At 72.2% G+C, this 19,922-nt stretch carries 17 protein-coding genes; 9 read left to right on the forward strand and 8 right to left on the reverse strand.

Annotation, left to right across the window (positions count from 1 at the left end; genetic code table 11):
- The first annotated feature begins 142 nt into the window (after positions 1-142).
- Positions 143-2,428: a HEAT repeat domain-containing protein gene (locus SSPS47_RS28575; protein ID WP_164253461.1), complete on the forward strand. Its 2,286-nt coding sequence runs from the start codon at positions 143-145 to the stop codon at positions 2,426-2,428.
- A gap of 81 nt (positions 2,429-2,509) precedes the next feature.
- Here SSPS47_RS28575 and SSPS47_RS28580 read toward each other — a convergent pair whose 3' ends face one another.
- Positions 2,510-3,124, reverse strand: a complete 615-nt coding sequence (locus tag SSPS47_RS28580; protein ID WP_164253462.1) for a TIGR03086 family metal-binding protein — start codon at positions 3,122-3,124, stop codon at positions 2,510-2,512.
- A 190-nt stretch (positions 3,125-3,314) separates the two neighbouring features.
- Here SSPS47_RS28580 and SSPS47_RS28585 point away from each other — a divergent pair, with 190 nt between their 5' ends.
- Together SSPS47_RS28585 and SSPS47_RS28590 are read left to right on the forward strand one after the other, a co-directional pair.
- The gene (locus SSPS47_RS28585) at positions 3,315-4,505 is read left to right on the forward strand and encodes an FAD-dependent oxidoreductase (RefSeq protein WP_164253463.1); all 1,191 of its coding nucleotides are present in this window, start codon (positions 3,315-3,317) and stop codon (positions 4,503-4,505) included.
- A 10-nt stretch (positions 4,506-4,515) separates the two neighbouring features.
- Positions 4,516-5,454: a sigma-70 family RNA polymerase sigma factor gene (locus SSPS47_RS28590; protein ID WP_164253464.1), complete on the forward strand. Its 939-nt coding sequence runs from the start codon at positions 4,516-4,518 to the stop codon at positions 5,452-5,454.
- Positions 5,455-5,850: 396 nt separating this feature from the next.
- Here SSPS47_RS28590 and SSPS47_RS28595 read toward each other — a convergent pair whose 3' ends face one another.
- From SSPS47_RS28595 to SSPS47_RS28615, 5 genes are all read right to left on the reverse strand, one after another.
- Positions 5,851-6,468: a GNAT family N-acetyltransferase gene (locus SSPS47_RS28595; protein WP_164253465.1), complete on the reverse strand. Its 618-nt coding sequence runs from the start codon at positions 6,466-6,468 to the stop codon at positions 5,851-5,853.
- Between the two features lie 81 nt (positions 6,469-6,549).
- A complete protein-coding gene (locus tag SSPS47_RS28600; protein WP_164253466.1) occupies positions 6,550-7,209 on the reverse strand; it encodes a peptidoglycan recognition family protein in 660 nt (219 codons plus the stop codon).
- Between the two features lie 118 nt (positions 7,210-7,327).
- Positions 7,328-8,194 (reverse strand): lysozyme, encoded by an 867-nt coding sequence (locus tag SSPS47_RS28605; protein ID WP_164253467.1) that lies wholly within the window; start codon positions 8,192-8,194, stop codon positions 7,328-7,330.
- Positions 8,195-8,488: 294 nt separating this feature from the next.
- Positions 8,489-10,111 carry a malate synthase A gene (aceB, locus tag SSPS47_RS28610; RefSeq protein ID WP_164253468.1) on the reverse strand — a complete coding sequence of 541 codons (1,623 nt, stop codon included), beginning with the start codon at positions 10,109-10,111 and terminating at the stop codon, positions 8,489-8,491.
- 214 nt (positions 10,112-10,325) lie between these two features.
- Positions 10,326-10,937: a nucleotidyltransferase family protein gene (locus SSPS47_RS28615; RefSeq protein WP_164253469.1), complete on the reverse strand. Its 612-nt coding sequence runs from the start codon at positions 10,935-10,937 to the stop codon at positions 10,326-10,328.
- 268 nt (positions 10,938-11,205) lie between these two features.
- Between SSPS47_RS28615 and SSPS47_RS28620 the strand changes: the two genes are divergently transcribed.
- On the forward strand, positions 11,206-11,517 hold the full coding sequence (locus SSPS47_RS28620; RefSeq protein WP_164253470.1) for a DUF5955 family protein: 312 nt from the start codon (positions 11,206-11,208) through the stop codon (positions 11,515-11,517).
- 168 nt (positions 11,518-11,685) lie between these two features.
- Here SSPS47_RS28620 and SSPS47_RS28625 read toward each other — a convergent pair whose 3' ends face one another.
- The gene (locus SSPS47_RS28625; protein ID WP_164253471.1) at positions 11,686-12,507 is read right to left on the reverse strand and encodes an IclR family transcriptional regulator; all 822 of its coding nucleotides are present in this window, start codon (positions 12,505-12,507) and stop codon (positions 11,686-11,688) included.
- A 390-nt stretch (positions 12,508-12,897) separates the two neighbouring features.
- Between SSPS47_RS28625 and allB the strand changes: the two genes are divergently transcribed.
- Positions 12,898-14,262, forward strand: coding sequence for an allantoinase AllB (gene allB / locus SSPS47_RS28630; protein ID WP_164255114.1), 1,365 nt, complete (start codon positions 12,898-12,900; stop codon positions 14,260-14,262).
- A 17-nt stretch (positions 14,263-14,279) separates the two neighbouring features.
- On the forward strand, positions 14,280-15,455 hold the full coding sequence (alc, locus tag SSPS47_RS28635; RefSeq protein WP_164255116.1) for an allantoicase: 1,176 nt from the start codon (positions 14,280-14,282) through the stop codon (positions 15,453-15,455).
- Positions 15,456-15,478: 23 nt separating this feature from the next.
- Here the strand turns inward: alc and SSPS47_RS28640 are convergent, their stop codons facing one another.
- Positions 15,479-16,234: an SDR family oxidoreductase gene (locus SSPS47_RS28640; RefSeq protein ID WP_147874974.1), complete on the reverse strand. Its 756-nt coding sequence runs from the start codon at positions 16,232-16,234 to the stop codon at positions 15,479-15,481.
- Positions 16,235-16,750: 516 nt separating this feature from the next.
- On the opposite strand from SSPS47_RS28640, the gene SSPS47_RS28645 reads away from it, so the two are divergent.
- From SSPS47_RS28645 to SSPS47_RS28655, 3 genes are read left to right on the forward strand one after another with little or no spacing between them, the layout of a single operon-like run.
- A complete protein-coding gene (locus tag SSPS47_RS28645) occupies positions 16,751-17,977 on the forward strand; it encodes a histidine kinase (protein ID WP_164253472.1) in 1,227 nt (408 codons plus the stop codon).
- On the forward strand, positions 17,974-18,648 hold the full coding sequence (locus SSPS47_RS28650; RefSeq protein ID WP_164253473.1) for a response regulator transcription factor: 675 nt from the start codon (positions 17,974-17,976) through the stop codon (positions 18,646-18,648). The genes SSPS47_RS28645 and SSPS47_RS28650 overlap by 4 nt, the downstream gene beginning before the upstream one ends.
- A gap of 58 nt (positions 18,649-18,706) precedes the next feature.
- Entirely contained in the window at positions 18,707-19,918 is a 1,212-nt protein-coding gene (locus SSPS47_RS28655) for a cytochrome P450 (protein WP_164253474.1), read from the forward strand.
- Positions 19,919-19,922 lie beyond the last annotated feature (4 nt).

Consider the following 19,922-nt stretch of genomic DNA (forward strand, 5'->3'; position numbering starts at 1 on the left):
TGGGCTGGGCCGCGCGCCGTCTCAGCCGCCCGTCGGCGCGGTAACTGTCCCCGTACACCTGCCGCTTGAGCAGGGGGTTCCCGACTGAATCATGGGGACCGCGGGGAGTGCGTTGTCAGAGGCTCGTGCCAGGATTCCCGTCATGGATCTCGCACAGATTTTCGCTGACCTCGACACGCAGCCATGGGCGGAGTGGGAGCACGCCTACGGAAGCGCCGACGATGTCCCGGGCCAACTGCGGGCGTTGGCGAGCGACGACGCCGAGGAGGCGGAAGAGGCGCTGTACGAGCTCTACGGAAACATCGTCCACCAGGGGTCGGTGTACGAGGCGACGGCGTACGCCGTGCCGTATCCCGCCCGGCTGGCGGCGGCGGGGATCAGACCGGCCGACATGCTTCTGCTGCTCGGCTGCATCGCGGAGAGCGAGGACGAGCGGAGTGACACGCCAGGTGTGTGCCGGGTGGCCGTGACCGCCCAACTTCCCCTGATACTGCCGCTGATCGAGGCGAGCGACACCGACGTCCGGCAGGCGGCGGTATGGGCGGCGGCCAGGACGGGCGCGGCCGAGCAGGTGCTTCCGGCGCTGCGGCGTTGCTGGGAGAGCGAGTTGGACCCGCTGGTACGGGCGGAGGTGCTCGCGGGGACGGCGTGGCTCGAACCGGCGGCCGCGGAAGAGTTCGAGAAGACCGTGCTGGGTGAGACGGCCGGGGGCGCAGGCGCGGGCGGCGGTGCGGGCGAAGCCGGACACGGGGCGGAGGCCGCGCCGGTACGGCTGGCCGCGCTGCTGGCCTGTGTGGACGCGGACCTGTCGTGGACCCCGGTCCGTCACGACGCGTTCATCTCCCTGCTGCCGGCCGGCCCGCTGGTCGCGGACCGGTTCGACCAGGAGCAGACCGAGCCGTTCCGGTACGTGGTCGAGGGACTGCTGGAGCGGGACACGGACGAAGCGCGGGAGGCCGCGTTCACCCTGATCGAGGCCGGGCTGCGGCACACGGACGCCGACGCGCGCGACGAGGCCCTCTCGGCGGCCGAGCACGCCTGCGAGGCCTCCCGCGCCGCGACGACGCGCCTCGCCGGGCCGTTGACCGCGCTGCTCGACGATCCGTCGTCGGCGAGCGCCGCCCTCTCGGTCGTCCACCAGCTCGGTCGCCGGGCGGCCGGCGCCGGCCCCGCGCTCGCGGCCATCGCCACCGAAGGCGGCGAGTCGGCCGACCGCGCGTTGGCCGCGCTGGTCGTGACCGCCCCGGAGCAGGCCGCCCCGCTGCTGGCCTCGGACCTGGCCCGGCGGCCCAGGGCACTCGACGCCGCGGCGAAACTGAGCCCCTGGTCGAGGACCGGGGACGCCCGCGCGGGGGACCCCGACCCGTTCCCGTACACACCGGAACTGCTGGACGCCGTACGGGCCCGGCTCGCGGAGGACGACATCGACTGGAACGGGTCGATCCACCTCGGCCTGCTCCTGGCCGGCTGGGGGCACCGCGCGGCGGCGGCCGTGCCCGATCTGCTCGCCGCGCTGGACCGGTATCCCTTTGTCGTTCTGCGCACCCTGCCCGCCGTCTGCCCACCGGAGGAACGGGCCCGCGCGGTCGCGGCGCTGCGCGACGCGGACCTCACCGGGCAGAACCCGGTCGACGTCGGCTGGGCGCTGCACCGGCTCTCGGGCGGTACGGACGAGGCGGGCGACGCGGGAGACACCGGGGCGGTCATGTCGGCCGTCGTCGAGGCGCTGGCCTCCGGCGGCCGGGACATGACCGAGGCGGCGAAACTCGCGGGAGAGCTGGGTGGTTCGCCGACAGCGGCCTCGCTGCTGCCGCACCTGCGCGCCGCGCTGAGCGAGACCGCCCGCGCGACGACCGACCAGGCGTCCGACTCCTCGGGAGCGGGGCGCACCAACCCCGACCTCGACAGCGACACGGAGATCGCCCGCGCGCTGTGGCGGCTCACGGGAAGCGCCGACGAGGCCGTGCCGATCATCGCCGGTGTGCTGGAGGAGGCCGACGGAGACTGGCACCGCTGGCAGAACGTACGCGCGGCGCGCGCCGCCGCCGCGCTCGGCGAGCCGGGCCGGCCGCTCGCCCCGCTCCTGGAGCGCAAACTCGCCCATCGCGACCACGCCGCGGCAGCCGCGCTGGCCCTCCTGGCCGTCGACCCGGCCGGCCAGGACCGCGTACGACTGGCGGACGCGGCCCTGGCATCGGCGGAGGCCGACGCGGACCCGCTCACCGCCCTGGACGTCCTACGGGCGTTCGGCACAAGTAACTTGACGGATGATCAGCACCGTCGGCTGACCGGGCTGGCGGAGCGGGACGCGCACGTCTTCATACCCGGCTTCCCGCACGCCCCGGCGACGGCGGACGCCCGCTTCCGGGAGGAGGCGAGGGCGCTGCTGCGCACGGATCCGCGGAGCGGCCCGACCCGTCCGGCCTGACGAGGGCCGCCCTTCGCACCCTGCGGGGCAGGGACCCGCCGCCTCGCGGTGGCGCGCCCCGACGTGACGCACGGCCGCTTCCTACTCCCCGGGCCGCCAGTCCGGGCGGCGGCCGCTCAAGCCGATCACCCGGTCGAGCAGCGGCGCGTCGGCCGGTACGGGGACCGGGCGGCCGAACAGGCCCTCCGGTCCCTCGCCCGACTCCGCGCTCGCCGCCGCCGGTTCGAGGAAGGGGAACACCGCCTCCAGGCTCGCCGCGTCGACCTCGTAGGCCTGCCCCGTGCTGCGCGCCAGGTCCCAGCCGTGCACCACCAGCTCGTTCAGCGCCACGAGGCCCGCCACCTCGGCCGGCAGATCCACCCCGCCGGCCCGGGTGAAGCCCTGCCACGCGTCGGACGAACGCCAGGCCTCGGCGAGTTCGTCGAGCTGACCGGGGAGCGCGGTCCGCCAGCCGTCCTCCAACGGGGGCAGCCCGTCGGTGGGCGGGGTGTCGGTCGTCGGCCCCAGCGTCTTCTTTCCCGCGTCGCGGAAGGCGACGGTCAGCCCGACCAGATGCGCGAGCAGCTCCCGCACGGTGTAGTCCGGGCACGGCGTCGGCCCCGCGAGGTGCTTCTCCTCGATGCCGTCGATCAGTCCGGCCACGCTGCGGGAGACGGGGCCGTGGTCGGGGCGTGGCGTATCGGTATTGGTGTCCATACGGGGTAGACCCCCTCGACCACCGGAACTCATCGGCGGGCGCTCGTCGACCCCACCTCACCGGCCGACCGGTCGCTCATGGACACCGTATCCGGCTCCGCACACGGTGACCCGTGTCACACCCGCGGGCTGTCAGCAATCCGGGCACCGTCTCGTTCAAGGGGCACGCGAACGAGACAGGAGCAAAGCCATGAAGCACCGCATCGTCGTGCTCGGCGCCGGATACGCCGGGGCCTTCGCCGCAGGAAACCTGGCCCGCCGCCTCTCCTCCGCCGACACCGAGATCACCGTCGTCAACGCCGTGCCCGACTTCGTCGAGCGGATGCGGCTCCATCAGCTCGCGATCGGCCAGGACCTCGCGTTCCGCAAGCTCGCCGACGTGTTCGCGGGCACCGGGGTGCGGCTGCGCCTGGCGCGCGTCAGCGGCGTCGACCCCGAGCGCAGGACCGTCACCGTGACGGGAGAGGACGGCGTCGGCGAGCTCGTGTACGACACGCTTCTCTACGCGCTCGGCAGCTCCGTCGCCCACCACGGTGTCCCGGGCGTCGCCGAGAACGCCTTCGATGTGACCGGCCGGTCCTCGGCGCTGCGTCTGAGGGAGCGCCTGGCCACCCTTGGCGAGGGCGGCACGGTGCTGGTCGTCGGTGAGGGGCTGACCGGCATCGAGACCGCCACCGAGTTCGCCGAGTCCCGGCCCGACCTCTCGGTCGCTCTCGCCGCACGCGGCGAGTTGGGCGCCTGGCTCTCCCCGAAGGCCCGCCGTCACCTGCGCCGGGCCTTCGACCGGCTCGGCATCACCGTCCACGAGCGAACCCGCATCGAAGCCGTGGAGCCGACACGGGCGATCACCGCCGACGGTAAGTCCGTCCCGGCCGACGTGACCGTGTGGTCGGCGGGGTTCGCCGTGCACTCCATCGCGGCCGCCGGCGGCCTGGACGTCGCCGAGACCGGCCAGATCATCGTCGACCGCACCATGCGCTCGGTCTCGCACCCGGACGTCTACGCCGCCGGTGACAGCGCCTACGCGATCGGCGAGAACGGCCGGCCGCTGCCGATGTCGTGCGCGTCGGCCGGCTTCACCAATATGCAGGCGACCGCCGCGATCATCGCGCGCCTGACGGGCAGCGAGGTCCCGGCCACCGGGCTGAAGTACCACGGCAACCACATCAGCCTCGGGCGGCGGGACGCGATCTTCCAGATGGTGGACGGCGACGTCCGGTCCAAGTCCTGGTACCTGGGCGGCCGGACCGCCGCGCGGCTCAAGTCGGGCGTGCTCAAGGGGGCCGGGTGGAGCATCGCCCACCCGACCTTCGGCATGCCGAAGCGCAGGCGCCGCCTGGTCACCACATCTGACCAGGCCGGTGTGAGAGTTGCCTCGTAGGCTGTTTTGCATGGACAGCGCGGCCATCGACCGGTTCGAGGCCAGCCGGGGCCGGCTGGCCTCGCTGGCGTACCGTCTGCTCGGCTCGGCCGCCGACGCCGAGGACGCCGTTCAGGACACGTTCATCCGCTGGCAGGCCGCGGACCGCGAACGGGTCCAGGTGCCGGAAGCGTGGCTGACCAAGGTCGTCACCAATATCTGCCTCGACCGCCTCCGTTCGGCGCGTGCGCGCCACGAGCGGGCGGCCGGTGCCTGGCTGCCCGAGCCGCTCCTTGAGGGCGATCCGATGCTCGGCCCGGCCGACACCTTCGAGCAGCGCGAATCGGTGTCCTTGGCCGTGCTGACCCTCTTGGAGCGCCTCTCGCCGGTCGAACGGGCCGTCTATGTACTGCGGGAGGCCTTCTCGTACAGCCACTCCGAGATCGCCGGGATCCTCGACATCACCGAGTCGGCGAGCCAGCAGCATGTCCACCGGGCCCGGATCCGGGTCGCCGCCGAGCGCCACGGCGGCGGGGAGGCCGACCCCGCGTCCGCGCGCAGGGTCGTCGAGGAGTTCCTCGCCGCCGCCGCGTCGGGACGCACGGAACGGCTGGTGGCGCTCCTCACCGACGACGTGACGGTGGTCTCGGACGGCGCCGGACTGGCCAAGCATCTGCTCAGGCGCAAGACGCGTGAGCGGGTCGCCTCCTTCGTGCGGGCCGGCTTCAAGCCCACACCGGCGAAGCGGCGGCTGGCCGGCGGCTCGCCCGCGTTCCATATCGCGCGGGTCAACGGTGCCACGGCCGTCCTCGCCGTGGTCGACGGCCGGGTCATGGGAGCCGTGGCGGTCGAAGTCAGCGACGGAAAGGTCGCGTCCCTCTGCGGCATCGCCGCAGCGGACCGGCTCGCGCGCCTCAACGAGCAATGGCGGCAGCACGAGCCCGGAGTGCCGGTGGCCCATGCCTGGTGACGGGGGCCTGCGGGAGTGATCCGCGCGGCGGTTGTTCGGCGGCCGTGTCCCGGCGCCTGGCGCCCGGCGCCGACGGCTCGCGGCCACGCCGCTCGCGAGAGCGCCACGAACCCGGTCGCGGTGACAGGCCGGGGCGTGTCCGGAATGCAGCGCCGTCCGCCCGCGGGGCGGGGCCCGCGGCGGCCGGTGAGGTGCATCGCAAGGCGGAGGACCGGTGTGGTGGATGGACCGGCCGTACTCGGACGACTCCGACAACGCGAGGGGGCACCTCCCGGGCTCCCTCGGGGGCTACGGGGGAGAGGCGTCGTGCCAGGCGTCGCGAGCCGGGCGGGACTTTCCGGACCCGGCCCAGAGCTAGAGGGAGAAGACGTGGCGGGAGCGCGTGAAGCCGCGGGGTCAGCGTCTCGTGCCGCGCCCCAGATATGTGACGTCGTCCTCCGCGCCCGGCACGGCGATCTCGTGGAAGCCGACACGGTCGTAGAAGGCCCGTGCTCCGGTGTTCGCGGTCAGCATCGACAGATGCACGGCTCCCACGCCCTTGGCGCGCAGCGCGTCGAAGAGCGTGTGGATCAGCGACCGGCCGTGTCCCCGCCCCTGCCACCCCGGCAGCAGATCGATGTGCAGATGCGCGGGATACGCCGTGAGTTCGGCCAGCACCATCCGCTCCGGGGCGTGCAGCAGACCGGCCATGACCTCGCTCGGTGTCCGCTCCCCGTCCCCTTCCGGCGCGGGGTACCTGCCGCCGACGGCCGGCAGCCACTTCTCGCGGAACGCCGTCACGAACCGCCCGGTGTCCGCGACCCCGAGGACGTATCCGACGGGCCGCCCCTCCCCGTCGTCGAGCACGAACGCCAGGTCGGGCTCCAACTCGACGTAGGGGCCCGCGAAGACGCTGGGCACCAGTTCGCTGTCGGGATACAGGTGCCGTGAGTCCCCGCCGGCGTCGGCGGTCCGCACACAGATGTCGTACACGGCGTCACGGTCGCCGGGACGGTAGGAGCGTATGAAGGCCATGCCCCGAGTCTGGCGTGCCTGAGAGCGCTCTCGCAACGGTCTTCCCGGCGGTCGGCCGCTCGTCGGCCCGGCGGCCGGCCGTCAGCCCATGCTCGCCGCGACCTCGCTGCGCAGTTGCGGCAGCTTGTCGTGGATGACGCCCGGGCAGAGCGTCGTGCCGTAGTCCTTGTGCCCGTAGATCCGGCTCGGAGCGATGCCGTACTGCCCGCACACGTACGCGCAGAGCGTGACGAGGACGTCCCACTGCGCCGCCGGCGGCTGCGCGCCGTCGTGGTACGCGCCCTCGTTGGCGATCCCGATGGACTGCTCGTTCTGCCCCGACGTGTGCGAGGCGAGTACGAAGCCGCTGCCGTCGCGCAGAGTGCTGAGGCTGCGGTGCCGCCCCTCGGTGATCCAGCCGCCCCGGCTGACGACGAAGTGGTAGCCGCTGTCCAGCCACCCGTTGTCGTCCATGTGCAGGTCCTGGACCCAGTGGGCGTGCGCGTGGGCCTGCGCCCTGGAGAAGACGGCCGTGTTCGCGCTCACGGTGTGATGGACGACGATCCTGGCCGGACGCTTGTTCAGCACGCTCACGGGGCTTCGGGGCGGCCGGGCGTTCCACTGCGCGGTGGTGTCGATGTCCGGTTCGACGCCACGCACGGCGCGGGTGGCGGCCCGCGCGGTGGCGGGCAGCGCGGCTGCGAGCAGTCCGCCGGAGCCGGCGAGCAGGATGTGACGTCGGCCGGGCTTGCGAGAGCTCATGGTGGTGCCTCCTGGTCCGCGGTGTCACCGGGTGTTCGGGGGCGGCGCCACCCGGTGCCGGGAAGTCGAGCCGTGGGGGCTTCCGGGCACCGGGCGGCATCGTGCGGAGGTGGCCCGGCTATGTGTTGTTGGCGAGGGCCACGAGCCGTTCCATGGAGCCGTTGAACTTGTTGCGGTCCACATCACCCGAGACACCGCTGACCCGGCCGGTGGCCGTGTACTGCCACATCGTCCAGGTGGGGAAGCCGGCCGGGATGTTGGGGCTGGTCGTGCCCCAATGGGCCACCCACAGGGGCGACTTGGCGGCCATACCGGTCCAGTTGCCGGTGCAGCTGTTCCACCAGCTGGCCGTCGTGTAGATGACGACGTCGCGGCCCGTGCGGGCCTTGTAGGTGTTGTAGAAGTCGTTCACCCAGGTACGCATCTGGGTGGTGGACAGGCCGTAGCAGGAGGCGCCGGACGGGTTGTGCTCGATGTCGAGCACGCCCGGCAGCGTCTTGCCGTCCTTGGACCAGGCGCCGCCGTTGCTCGCGAAGTAGTTGGCCTGGGTGGCCCCGTTGGAGGAGTTGGGGCGGGCGAAGTGGTACGCCCCGCGGATCAGGCCCGCGTTGTAGGAGCCCGTGTAGTTCGCGCTGAAGCGGGAGTCCTTGAAGTTCGTGCCCTCGGTCGCCTTCATGTAGGCGAAGTCGATGCCCGCGGCCTTCACCGAGCCCCAGTTGATCGCGCCCTGCCAGTGGGACACGTCGATACCCTGCACACCGCTGGTGTCCAGCGGGGCCGGGTTGGGCGTCGGGCCCTGTTCGAGACGGGTTCCCGCGCCCATCCACGCCTGGCCCGGCCGCACGGTCTCCTCGGGGCCGGGAGGTGCGGCGGACGCCGGTCCGGCGCCGGTCATGAGAAGCGCCGCGACGGTGCCGAGAACGCCTGGGACGAGGACGCCCCTGGATCTGATGAGTCGTCGGTACGCAGAGCTGTGCACGGACATGGCTGCCTCCGGGACGTGGTGGGGGTGTGGGTGCCCGGCTTCCGTCTCTCCGGAATGCCATGGACATGTCATGAGTAACGCACGCGTCAACTACGCGCGTAAAGGGGGTACGGGAAGGGCCCGTGGTGTAGTCCAGTGACGCCACGCATGAGCTGCGCCGACGCACCGAAGTGTCAATAACTTTCACTCCTGAAGCCCCTCGGACCACCCGCCGGGAACACGCCGCACCCCCCGGCGCCGTGGAGCGGTGCCGGGGGGTGCGGGAGTGGTGCGCGCCGAGGTGAACTCGCCTGTTCAGCCCCGCAGTTGTTCGTAGGCGGGGAGGGTCAGGAACTCCTCGTAGGTCTCGTCCAGCGCCACCGTCAGCAGCAGGTCGTGGGCCTGCTGCCACTTGCCGCTCGTGAACGCCTCCTCGCCGATCTCCCGGCGGATCGCGGCCAGTTCCTCTGACGCGATCTTGCGGGCCAGGTCGGCGGTCGCCGTCTCGCCGTTCTCGAAGACGACACCCGCGTTGATCCACTGCCAGATCTGGGAACGGGAGATCTCGGCCGTCGCCGCGTCCTCCATCAGGTTGAAGATGGCGACCGCGCCGAGACCGCGGAGCCAGGCCTCGATGTAGCGGATGCCGACCTGGACCGCGCCGATCAGGCCCTGGTAGGTGGGCCTGGCGTCGAGGGAGTCGACCGCGATCAGCTCGGCGGCCGTCACCGAGACGTCCTCGCGGAGGCGGTCCTTCTGGTTGGGGCGATCGCCGAGGACGGCGTCGAAGGAGGCCAGCGCGATCGGGACCAGGTCGGGGTGGGCGACCCAGGAGCCGTCGAAGCCGTCCGCCGCCTCCCGGTCCTTGTCGTCCTTGACCTTCGCGAAGGCCACCTTGTTGACCTCGGGGTCGCGCCGGGAGGGGATGAAGGCCGCCATGCCGCCGATCGCGTGCGCGCCGCGCTTGTGGCAGGTGCGGACGAGGAGTTCGGTGTACGCGCGCATGAACGGGGCCGTCATCGTCACCGCGTTGCGGTCCGGCAGTACGAACTTGGCGCCGCCGTCACGGAAGTTCTTGACGATCGAGAACAGGTAGTCCCAGCGGCCGGCGTTCAACCCGGAGGCGTGTTCGCGGAGTTCGTAGAGGATCTCGTCCATCTCGTACGCCGCGGTGATCGTCTCGATCAGCACGGTCGCGCGGACGGTGCCCCGGGCGATGCCCACGTACTCCTGCGCGAAGACGAACACGTCGTTCCACAGCCGCGCTTCGAGGTGCGACTCGGTCTTCGGCAGATAGAAGTACGGGCCCTTGCCCAGCTCGATGAGCCGCTGGGCGTTGTGGAAGAAGTAGAGACCGAAGTCGACCAGTGCGCCGGGGACCGCGCGGCCCTCGAACTGGAGGTGACGCTCGTCCAGGTGCCAGCCGCGCGGGCGGGTGACGACGGTCGCGAGTTCGTCGGCGGCCTTGAGCGCGTACGACTTGCCGGACACCGGGTCGGTGTAGTCGACCTTCCGGGCGTAGGCGTCCATCAGGTTGAGCTGGCCGTTGATGACGTTCTCCCAGGTGGGAGCGGAGGCGTCCTCGAAGTCGGCGAGCCAGATCTTCGCGCCGGAGTTCAGCGCGTTGATCGTCATCTTGCGGTCGGTGGGCCCGGTGATCTCCACCCGGCGGTCGTTCAGCGCGGGCGGGGACGGCGCGACCCGCCAGGAGTCGTCCTCGCGTACGGCCGCGGTCTCCGGCAGGAAGTCCAGGGTCGACGTACGGGCGATCTCCGCGCGGCGCTCGTGCCTGCGGATCAGGAGTTCGTCACGCCGGGGGGTGAACCGCCGGTGCAGTTCGGCCACGAAGGCGAGAGCCCCGGGGCTGAGGACCTCGTCCTGCCGGGGCAGGGTGTCGGCGTCGACGACGGCCAGCGGGGACGGCGCTGGTGCGGACATGAGCTGTCACTCCTTACGAGCGGGCCGACGACCGCGGGGTCACCGTCGGCGGCACTGGGTGCCGCGGCTCCGGACCGCGGTCGCGGGCGCCTTCCGGTGGATCGGGCGCTTCTGACCTGTGGATAGTAGTTTTCTCATGGTGGAACTTCAATGGTTTGTTGATGTCGAGAATCTCAGAGTCGACAGACCGCGGCGCTCAGTGCCAGGGCTCCACTCACTCAAGGTGCGACAGATCCTCCTCCGTGTCGATGTCGTACCCCTCCGCGACGTCCCCGCACTCGACAAGGGCGATGTTTCGCGCATGCGATCTCAAGTAACCGCGTGCCCCCTGATCGCCCGTCGCATCCGCCGCGACCGGGGCCCAGTGACGCGCGCCGAACAGCACCGGATGGCCGCGCTCGCCTCCGTAGGAGGCCGCGGCGAGCGTGCCGGGGGAGCCGTACGCGGCCAGCACCCGCGCCACCGCCGCCGGGCCGATTCCCGGCTGGTCCACCAGCATCACCAGGGCCGCGGAGCGGACGGAGGCGGCCGTCAGCGAGGCCAGCCCCGCCCGTAGCGACGAGCCCATGCCACTCGCCCACTCCGGGTTGCCGACCAGCACACAGCCCGGCAGTACGGCGCGGGCCCGCACCTCGTCGGCCGCGGCGCCGAGCACCACATGGATCCGCTCGCAGCCGCCCTCCCGCAGCGACCGCACGGCGTGCTCCACCAGCGGGCGCCCCCGGTACGGCAGCAGCGCCTTCGGCCGGCCCCCCAGCCGGCGTCCGCCGCCCGCCGCGAGCAGCAGTCCCGCCACCGGCGACTCTCCGTGATCGTTCTCGTCCATGCTTCTCCCTACCTCACAGGCCCCCTCGCGCGCCCGCGCGCCCCGCCCGCGCGCCGTCCATCGGACGGCCCGCCAGATCGTTGTGCGACCCCGACCTGGCGATACGTCAGTTGGACAAGTTGAATAATGTCCATCTGGTGGCGCACGGCCGCTCGGGTGGCGTTTACTGTCCCGCGTCTCGCGGCGCCCTGCGTGTGGGAGGAGAGGCGCCGGAGGGGCGGGCACCATGCCGAAGGCACATGCACCATGGCGTGCGAGGGGGAGAACTTTGTTGCGGAGCGTGGGGCATACGCGAGTGACAGAGAAGGTGGAAGATCCAGGACTGACCGGCCTGCGGTTCGCCGTGGCCCGGCTCAGACGGGAACTCGCCTCGTATCCGAGCGAGTTCAGGGACAGGGGCATCGCGGAAGAAGAACTGTCCGCGCTGGCCGCGATGGTGGCGGGAGGCGATCCGGAGATTCGGCGGATGCGTCGCTCGCTGCTGCTGATCGTGGGCTCGATCGGGTCGGTGAGCGCGTTGGCGCCCACCCTGATGGATGTCAGGAGGGCGGTCGACCTCTTCGGAGAGTCAGGGCACTGAGCAGGACCAGGGCCGGGCGTCAGTCGCCCGGCGGGCGCCGCCAGCCCGGTCTTTCAGGTACCGGGTACCGGAGCCGATCGGCCCGGGCGCCGTACGTCCCAGGGGATTGGGACGTACGGCGCCCGGAGCGCGAGTACCGGGGGGTGGAGCTGGCCGCGAGCGCCCCTCTCACCCGTGCTGATGCGCCGCCGCCGTGCTGGCCAGTGCCTCGGACAGATCCCGGGCCACTTCCTGGAGTATCGGCACGATCCGCTCGGTGGCCTTCTCCGTGACCCGTCCGGCCGGGCCCGAGATCGAAATCGCCGCCGGGGTGGGGGAGTTGGGAACGGGAACCGCCAGGCAGCGGACCCCCATCTCCTGCTCGTTGTCGTCCACCGCGTAACCGGCGCCGCGCACCAGCTCCAGCGCTTCGAGGAAGCCGTCGGGCGTCGTGAGCGTCTTCTCCGTGGCCGCCGGCATACCCGTACGCGCGAGCAGCGCCCGCACCTCGTCGGCCGGCGCGTCCGCGAGGAGGGCCTTGCCCACGCCGGTGGAGTGCGGGAGCACCCGTCGGCCGACCTCGGTGAACATCCGCATCGAGTGTTTGGACGGCACCTGCGCGACGTACACGACCTCGTCGCCGTCGAGCAGCGCCATGTTCGCCGTCTCGCCGGTCTCCTCGACCAGCCGCGCCAGATAGGGGCGAGCCCACGTACCGAGCAGCCGCGACGCCGACTCCCCGAGCCGGATGAGGCGCGGGCCGAGCGCGTAACGGCGGTTCGACTGCTGGCGTACGTAACCGCAGGCGACGAGCGTCCGCATCAGCCGGTGGATGGTGGGCAGTGGCAGACCGCTGCTGGCCGAGAGTTCGCTCAGGCCGACCTCGCCGCCCGCGTCCGCCATCCGCTCCAACAGATCGAACGCGCGCTCAAGGGACTGGACGCCGCCACTCGCGGATGCGGGCTTGGCGGCGTCGGTGGCGCTGGCGCTGGCGGCGCTGGACGTCGGCACAACAACGGTCCTTTCGGGGCGTAGGGATGACAGGCGGGCGAGTCAGCAGTTTACCGGGCGGTCCGTGCGGCGCCCGGCGGTCGGACCGGCGGGTCCGTGCCACGTTTTCGCCGGTCAGGGGGTGTCTGTCCGGGTGTCGCCCGTCACCCGCCGTGATCGGTCCCTAGGGTGGACGAGTGAGTTGGCTTCTGTCCTGTGAAAGTACATTTTCGCTCTGTGGAAATGCCTCAGTGTAGTGCAGCGTGCCCGTGCCGGGCGGAGCGGCCTTGACGGACCCCGGTCCGGCATGAAGACTCCTTCAACAGTTCGTTGAATTTTTGCCGCGGACCTGGCGACGGAGACGACGGAAGTGAGGGCTGTCCGGTGACCGACCTGGACCCGTACCCGGGCATGGACCGCACCGTGGATCTGGTGCTGCGCTCGACGCGCGTCGTCACCCCCGAGGGCGCCCGACCCGCCTCGGTCGCCGTCGCGGACGGCACGATCGCGGCGGTGCTCCCGTACGAAGGGCCCCACGGACGCGCCCACGGCTTTGAACCACCGCCGGGCGCCCGGCTGGTGGACGTCGGCGACGATGTCGTCCTCCCCGGCCTCGTCGACACCCATGTGCATGTGAACGACCCCGGCCGCGCCGAGTGGGAGGGCTTCTGGACCGCGACGCGCGCAGCGGCGTCCGGCGGTATCACCACGCTGATCGACATGCCGCTCAACTCCCTGCCGCCGACCACCACGACGGCCCATCTGCGGATCAAGCGGGAGGTCGCGAGCCGCAAGGCACACATCGACGTCGGCTTCTGGGGCGGCGCGCTCCCCGACAACGTCGAGGACCTCAAGTCCCTCCACGACGCGGGGGTGTTCGGCTTCAAGGCGTTCCTGTCGCCGTCCGGCGTGGAGGAGTTCCCCGAACTCGCCGCCGCGCAGCTCGACCGGTCGCTCCGCGAGATCACCGGCTTCGGCGGGCTGCTCATCGTGCACGCCGAGGACCCGCGTGAGCTGGCCGCCGCACCGCAGCGCGCGGGGGCCAGGTACGCCGACTTCCTCGCCTCCCGGCCCCGCGGCGCCGAGAACGCGGCGATCGAGGGCCTGATCGCGGCCGCCCGCCGACTGGACGCCCGCGTCCACGTCCTGCATCTGTCGTCCGCCGACGCGCTGCCGCTGATCGCCGCCGCCAAGCGGGAGGGCGTACGGCTGACGGTCGAGTCCTGCCCGCACTTCCTCACCCTCACCGCCGAGGAAGTCCCCGACGGCGCGACCGAGTTCAAGTGCTGTCCGCCCATCCGCGAGGCCGCGAACCAGGACGCGCTCTGGCGGGGACTGGCCGACGGGACGATCGACTGCGTCGTCTCCGACCACTCGCCGTCCACCACCGACCTCAAGACCTCGGACTTCGCCACCGCGTGGGGCGGCATCTCCTCCCTCCAGCTCGGCCTGCCCGCCGTCTGGACAGAGGCCCGCCGACGCGGTCACTCACTGGAGGACGTGGCGCGCTGGATGTCGGCGGCCCCCGCCGCGCTGGCCGGGCTCGACAGGAAGGGCGCCATCGAAGCCGGCCGTGACGCCGACTTCGCCGTCCTCGCGCCCGACGACTCGTTCACCGTCGACCCGGCCGCGCTCCAGCACCGCAACCGCGTCACCGCGTACGCGGGCAGGACGCTGTACGGCGTCGTCAGGTCCACCTGGCTGCGCGGCCGGCGGATCGTCGCCGACGGAGCCATCGCCGAGCCCTCCGGCCGACTGCTCGAAAGGAACAACTGACCGTGCCCACAGACCCCTTGTCCGCGACCGCAGCCACCTCCGCCGCACCCGAGGCGCCCCTCTCCGCCCCGCCCTCCTTCACCGGTGACGCGAGCCCGTACGCGGGCGGCGACCCCTACCGCGACTACCGCTTCGCCGACCTCCCCTTCACCCACCTCGTCGACCTCGCCGACCGCAGGCTCGGCGCCGGGGTGATCGCCGCCAACGACGAGTTCTTCGCCGAGCGCGAGAACCTGCTGAAGCCGGGCCCCGCCGAGTTCGACCCGGAGCGCTTCGGACACAAGGGCAAGATCATGGACGGCTGGGAGACCCGCCGCAGGCGCGGCGCCTCCGCCGCCCGGCCGCACCCCACCGACGACGACCACGACTGGGCTCTCGTACGGCTCGGCGCCCCCGGCGTCGTACGCGGAATCGTGGTCGACACCGCCCACTTCCGGGGCAACTACCCGCAGGCCGTGTCCGTCGAGGCGACTTCCCTACCCGGCTCCCCGTCCCCGGACGACCTGCTCGCCGATGACGTCAAGTGGACAACTCTCGTGCCCCGTACGGCCGTTGGCGGTCACGCGGCCAACGGGTTCACCGTCGGCGCCGAGAAGCGCTTCACTCATCTGCGGGTCAACCAGCATCCCGACGGCGGGATCGCGCGCCTGCGGGTGTACGGCGACGTCGCGCCCGACCCCGGATGGCTGGCCGCGCTCGGTACGTTCGACCTGCTCGCCCTGGAGAACGGCGGCCGGGTCGAGGACGCGTCCGACCGCTTCTACTCACCCGCCACCAACACCATCCAGCCGGGCCGCTCACACAAGATGGACGACGGCTGGGAGACGCGCCGTCGCCGTGACAAGGGCAACGACTGGATCCGATACGAACTGGCCGAGCAGGCCGAGATCCGGGCCGTCGAGATCGACACGGCGTATCTGAAGGGCAACTCGGCGGGCTGGGCGGCGCTCTCCGTACGGGACGGGGAGCCCGGAGCCGGGGCGCGGGAGGCGGGCTGGACCGAGGCCGTCCCCCGCACCCGTCTCCAGCCCGACACCAACCACCGCTTCGTCCTCGACAGCCCCGTGACCGCCCGTCAGGTCCGGATCGACATCTTCCCCGACGGCGGCGTCTCCCGGCTGCGTCTCTTCGGTTCGCTCACCGACGAGGGGGCGGCCCGACTGGCCCTGCGCCACCGGGAGTTGGGCGGCTGACGGCGAGCGGAGCAGGTCGCTCCCTACGCCGCGTGCCCGCCGTCCACCGAGAACTCGGCGCCCGTCACGTACGCCGCCTCGTCGCTCGACAGGAACGCCACCATCGACGCCACCTCGTCGGCGGCCCCGAACCGGCCGAGCGCCGTCATCGCGCTCTGACCCGCCGCGTACGGGCCGTCGGCCGGGTTCATGTCCGTGTCGATGGGACCCGGGTGGACGATGTTCGCCGTGATCCCCCGCTCACCCAGTTCCCGGGCCAGCGCCTTGGTCAGCCCGATGAGGGCGGCCTTGCTCGTCGCGTAGAGCGTCCCGCCGGGGCCGGGCACCCGCTGGGCCATGCAGCTGCCGATGGTGACGATCCGGCCGCCGCGTGCCAGCTTCGTGGCGGCGGCCTGGGTGGTGAGGAAGACGCCCTGGACGTTCACGGCCAGTAGTTGGCCGACATCGGCCACCGGGAAGGAGTTCAGCGGGCCGAGCAGCCCGATACCGGCGTTGTTCACGAGGACGTCGAGCCGCCCGCCGAGACCGGTCACGGCTCGCTCGACCACGCCCGCCGCCTCGACGGGGTCCGCCGAGTCGGCGCGCAGCGCGAGGCCGCGCCGTCCGGTCGCCTCGATCTTCCGCACGACGTCCCGGGCGGCGTCCTCGTTCGACACGTAGGTGATCGCGACATCGGCGCCCTCCTGGGCGAGCCGCAGGGCGATCGCCGCCCCGATGCCCCGGCTGCCGCCGGTGACCAGCGCGGTGCGGCCGGCCGGCGCGGAACTCGTTACAGACATGTGGTGCGTCCTTCGGTCGGTCGCCCGCGACGGCGGGCGACGAGTGGGTGCGGATGTCCTCGATCAAACCGGCGGAGCGCCGGTGCCACCGGCGGGAATCGGACGACGACCACGGGCAGGGGTTGCCCTCGATCCCAGGACGTGGCGGAACGCATCGAGCCCGTCCGGCGGACGTCTCAAGCCCGTCCGGTGATCGGGGACGGCACATGAGCCCGTCCGGCCATCGAGGACAAACCCTCCGGCAGGTGACCCAGGGTCTGTCGTTCGGATCTTGCCGGGCTCGCGGTCCCCTGCACGCACGCCCGCCGCGTTGTCGTCGGTCGGCGTGGCTCCGCCATGCCTCCCTCCTCCGCCTTGCGACGCACCCCACCACGTGACACCAGCCGCTCCGCGGCGGGCCCGGGCTGATGTCCGAAGATCCGCCGGACAGGACCCAGGTCGATGACCCCGTGACTTTGGTAGGCGTCGTCGCCGCCGGGGCGCCGTTCCACCCGCCACCTGCATAGATTGGTCCGTATGACCCGTACGGAATACCCCTGGCTGCTGCCGTCGGCGATGGCGGCACCCGACGACCCCGGGCCCGCCGGGAAGCGGGGCGGACGGCGCCGGCCGCGGCGTACCGTGCGCGACTGGGTCGTGGACCTGCTCGCCTTCCTCTTCGCCGTCTTCATCGGCATGGTCGCGCTGGACGCCGCCGACCAGGCGGGCAACAGCGAGGGCCTGCTCATGGCCGACATGCTGGTCGGCCTGGCGGCCTGCTGCGCCCTCTGGGCGCGGCGCCGCCGGCCGTTCGCACTGGCCATCGGCCTCAGCGTCGTGCAGGTCGTGTCGCCGCTGGCGGGCGGCGCCGCCCTGGTGGCGCTCTTCAGCCTCGCCGTCCACCGGCCGTTCAGGCCCGTCGCCATCGCCGGGGCCGTGGGCCTGGCGGGCATGGTCGGCCAGGCGTATCTGCGCCCGGACCCGACCATGTCGCAGCTGATGGCGATCATCCTCGGAGCGCTGGTCGTCCTGCTCTTCACGGCGGCGGGCATGCTCGTACGGGCACGCCGGCAGCTCGTCGTGGCGCTGCGCGAGCGCGCCGTACGAGCGGAGAACGAGGCCGCGCTCCGGGCCGAACAGGCCCAGCGCCTGGCCCGCGAGGCCATCGCACGCGAGATGCACGACGTGCTGGCCCACCGCCTCACCCTGCTCAGCGTCCACGCGGGCGCGCTGGAGTTCAGACCCGACGCGCCCCCTGCCGAGGTGGCCCGTGCGGCCGGTGTGATCCGCGACAGCGCGCACGAGGCGCTCCAGGACCTGCGCATGATCATCGGCGTGCTGCGCGCGCCCGGCGACGAGGGCGAGCGCCCCCAGCCCACCCTCGTCACCCTGGACGCCCTGGTCGCCGAGTCCCGTGACGCCGGGATGAAGGTCACCCTCGACAGTGGCGTCGAGGACCCGGCGGCCGTACCGTCCACCACCGGCCGCACCGCCTACCGCATCGCGCAGGAGGGGCTGACCAACGCCCGCAAGCACGCGCCGGGCACCGGCACGACGGTCCTGGTGAGCGGCGGCCCGGGGGACGGTCTCACCGTCGAGGTACGCAACGAGGCGCCCGTCGGCCCGGTCCCGAACGTGCCCGGATCCGGCCAGGGACTGATCGGACTGACCGAGCGCGCCACCCTGGCCGGTGGCCGCTTCGAGCACGGTCCGACGGGAGACGGCGGATTCGCCGTCCGGGCGTGGCTACCGTGGTCCCCATGACCACCACGATCATCCGGCTGCTCATCGTCGACGACGACCCGCTCGTACGGGCGGGACTGACCTTCATGCTGGGTGGTGCGGACGACATCGAGATCGTGGGGGAGGCGTCCGACGGCTCCGAGGTCGACGCGCTCGTCCGCGAACGCACGCCCGACGTCGTCCTCATGGACATCCGGATGCCGGTCATGGACGGCCTCACCGCCACCGAACAGCTGCGGGCCCGGCCCCAGGCGCCCGAAGTCCTCGTCCTGACCACGTTCCACGCCGACGAACAGGTGCTGCGGGCGATGCGGGCGGGCGCCGCCGGATTCGTCCTGAAGGACACAGCGCCGGCCGAGATCGTCGCCGCGGTACGGCAGGTGGCCGCGGGCGAACCCGTGCTCTCCCCGGCCGTCACCCGCCAGTTGATGCACCACGTCGCGGGGGCGCCGACCGGCGTGCGCAAGGACACCGCGAGCAGCAGGCTCGCCCGGCTCGCGGAGCGCGAACGGGAGGTGGCGCTCGGTGTGGGACGCGGCAGCTCCAACGCGGAGATCGCGGCGGAGCTGTTCATGAGCGTCCCCACCGTCAAGGCGCACGTGTCGCGCATCCTGGCCAAGCTCGACCTCAACAACCGGGTACAGATCGCCCTGTTGGTGCACGACGCGGATCTGGTGACGGACGCCGACTGAAGGGCGGGCCCGGCCACCGCGGTGGGTGGCGCACGCCCGAGCGACGTAATCTGACGTGATGACCGTTGTCGATCTGGGCGCGTACGGGCCCGACTTCACCGCCGATCCGTATCCGTACTTCGCGAAACTGCGCGAGTCGGGCCCGGTTCACGAGGTGCGCACGCCGCACGGGGAACGGCTCTGGCTGGTCGTCGGTCACCGGGAGGCGCGCGCCGCGCTGGCCGATCCCCGGTTCGCCAAGTCACCCGCCACGGTGGGCACCACCATGCTCGACGAGCAGGTCATCGGACCGAATCTGCTGCTCGTCGACCCGCCGGACCACACCCGGCTGCGCAAGCTCGTCGCCCGCGAGTTCACCGCCCACCGGGCGGCCGGACTGCGGGAGCGGATCCAGCACATCACCGACGGGCTGATCGACGCCATGCTCCCCGCGGGCCGCGGCGACCTGGTCGAGTCGCTGTCGTATCCGCTGCCCATCACCGTCATCTGCGAACTGCTCGGTGTGCCCGCCGCCGACCGTGCGGTCTTCCGCGCCTGGTCGACGGAGATCGTCGCCCCCGCCGAACCCGGCGGTGAGTACACCGCCGTACACGAACTCGGCGCGTACTTCGACGAGTTGATCGAGGACAAGCGCTGCGCCGGCCCCTCCGGCGATCTGCTCTCCGCGCTGCTGCGCACCCGCGCCGAGGACGGCGACCGGCTCTCCGCCCCCGAACTGCGCTCCATGGCCTACCTGTTGCTGATCGCCGGTCATGAGACGACGGTCAATCTCATCACCAACGGCGTCCGCGCCCTGCTCTCCCACCCCGATCAACTGGCCGCCCTGCGCGACGACTTCGGCCTCCTCGACGGTGCCGTCGAGGAGATGCTGCGCTACGAGGGCCCGGTCCTGAACAGCACCATCCGCTTCACCGGCGAGCCCGTGACCTTCGGCGACACGGTCATCCCCGCGTACGAGGCGGTACTGGTCGGTCTCGGCGCGGCGGGCCGAGACCCCGCGCGCTACCCGGAGCCGGACCGCTTCGACATCCGGCGTACGGCGACGGCCACGGCGACCGGCGCCAAGGGCCGCAACCACGGACACCTCGCCTTCGGACACGGCATCCACCACTGCCTCGGCGCGCCGCTCGCGCGCCTGGAGGCCCGGATCGCGGTCCGTACCCTCCTCGAACGCTGCCCCGGCCTGACCCTCGACCCGGACACGGGGCCGCTCGACTGGCTGCCCGGAATGCTGATCCGCGGGGTGCGGGGTCTGCCGGTTCGGTGGTAGGGAT

It is taken from the genome of Streptomyces sp. S4.7 (genome assembly GCF_010384365.1).
Taxonomy (GTDB): Bacteria; Actinomycetota; Actinomycetes; order Streptomycetales; family Streptomycetaceae; genus Streptomyces.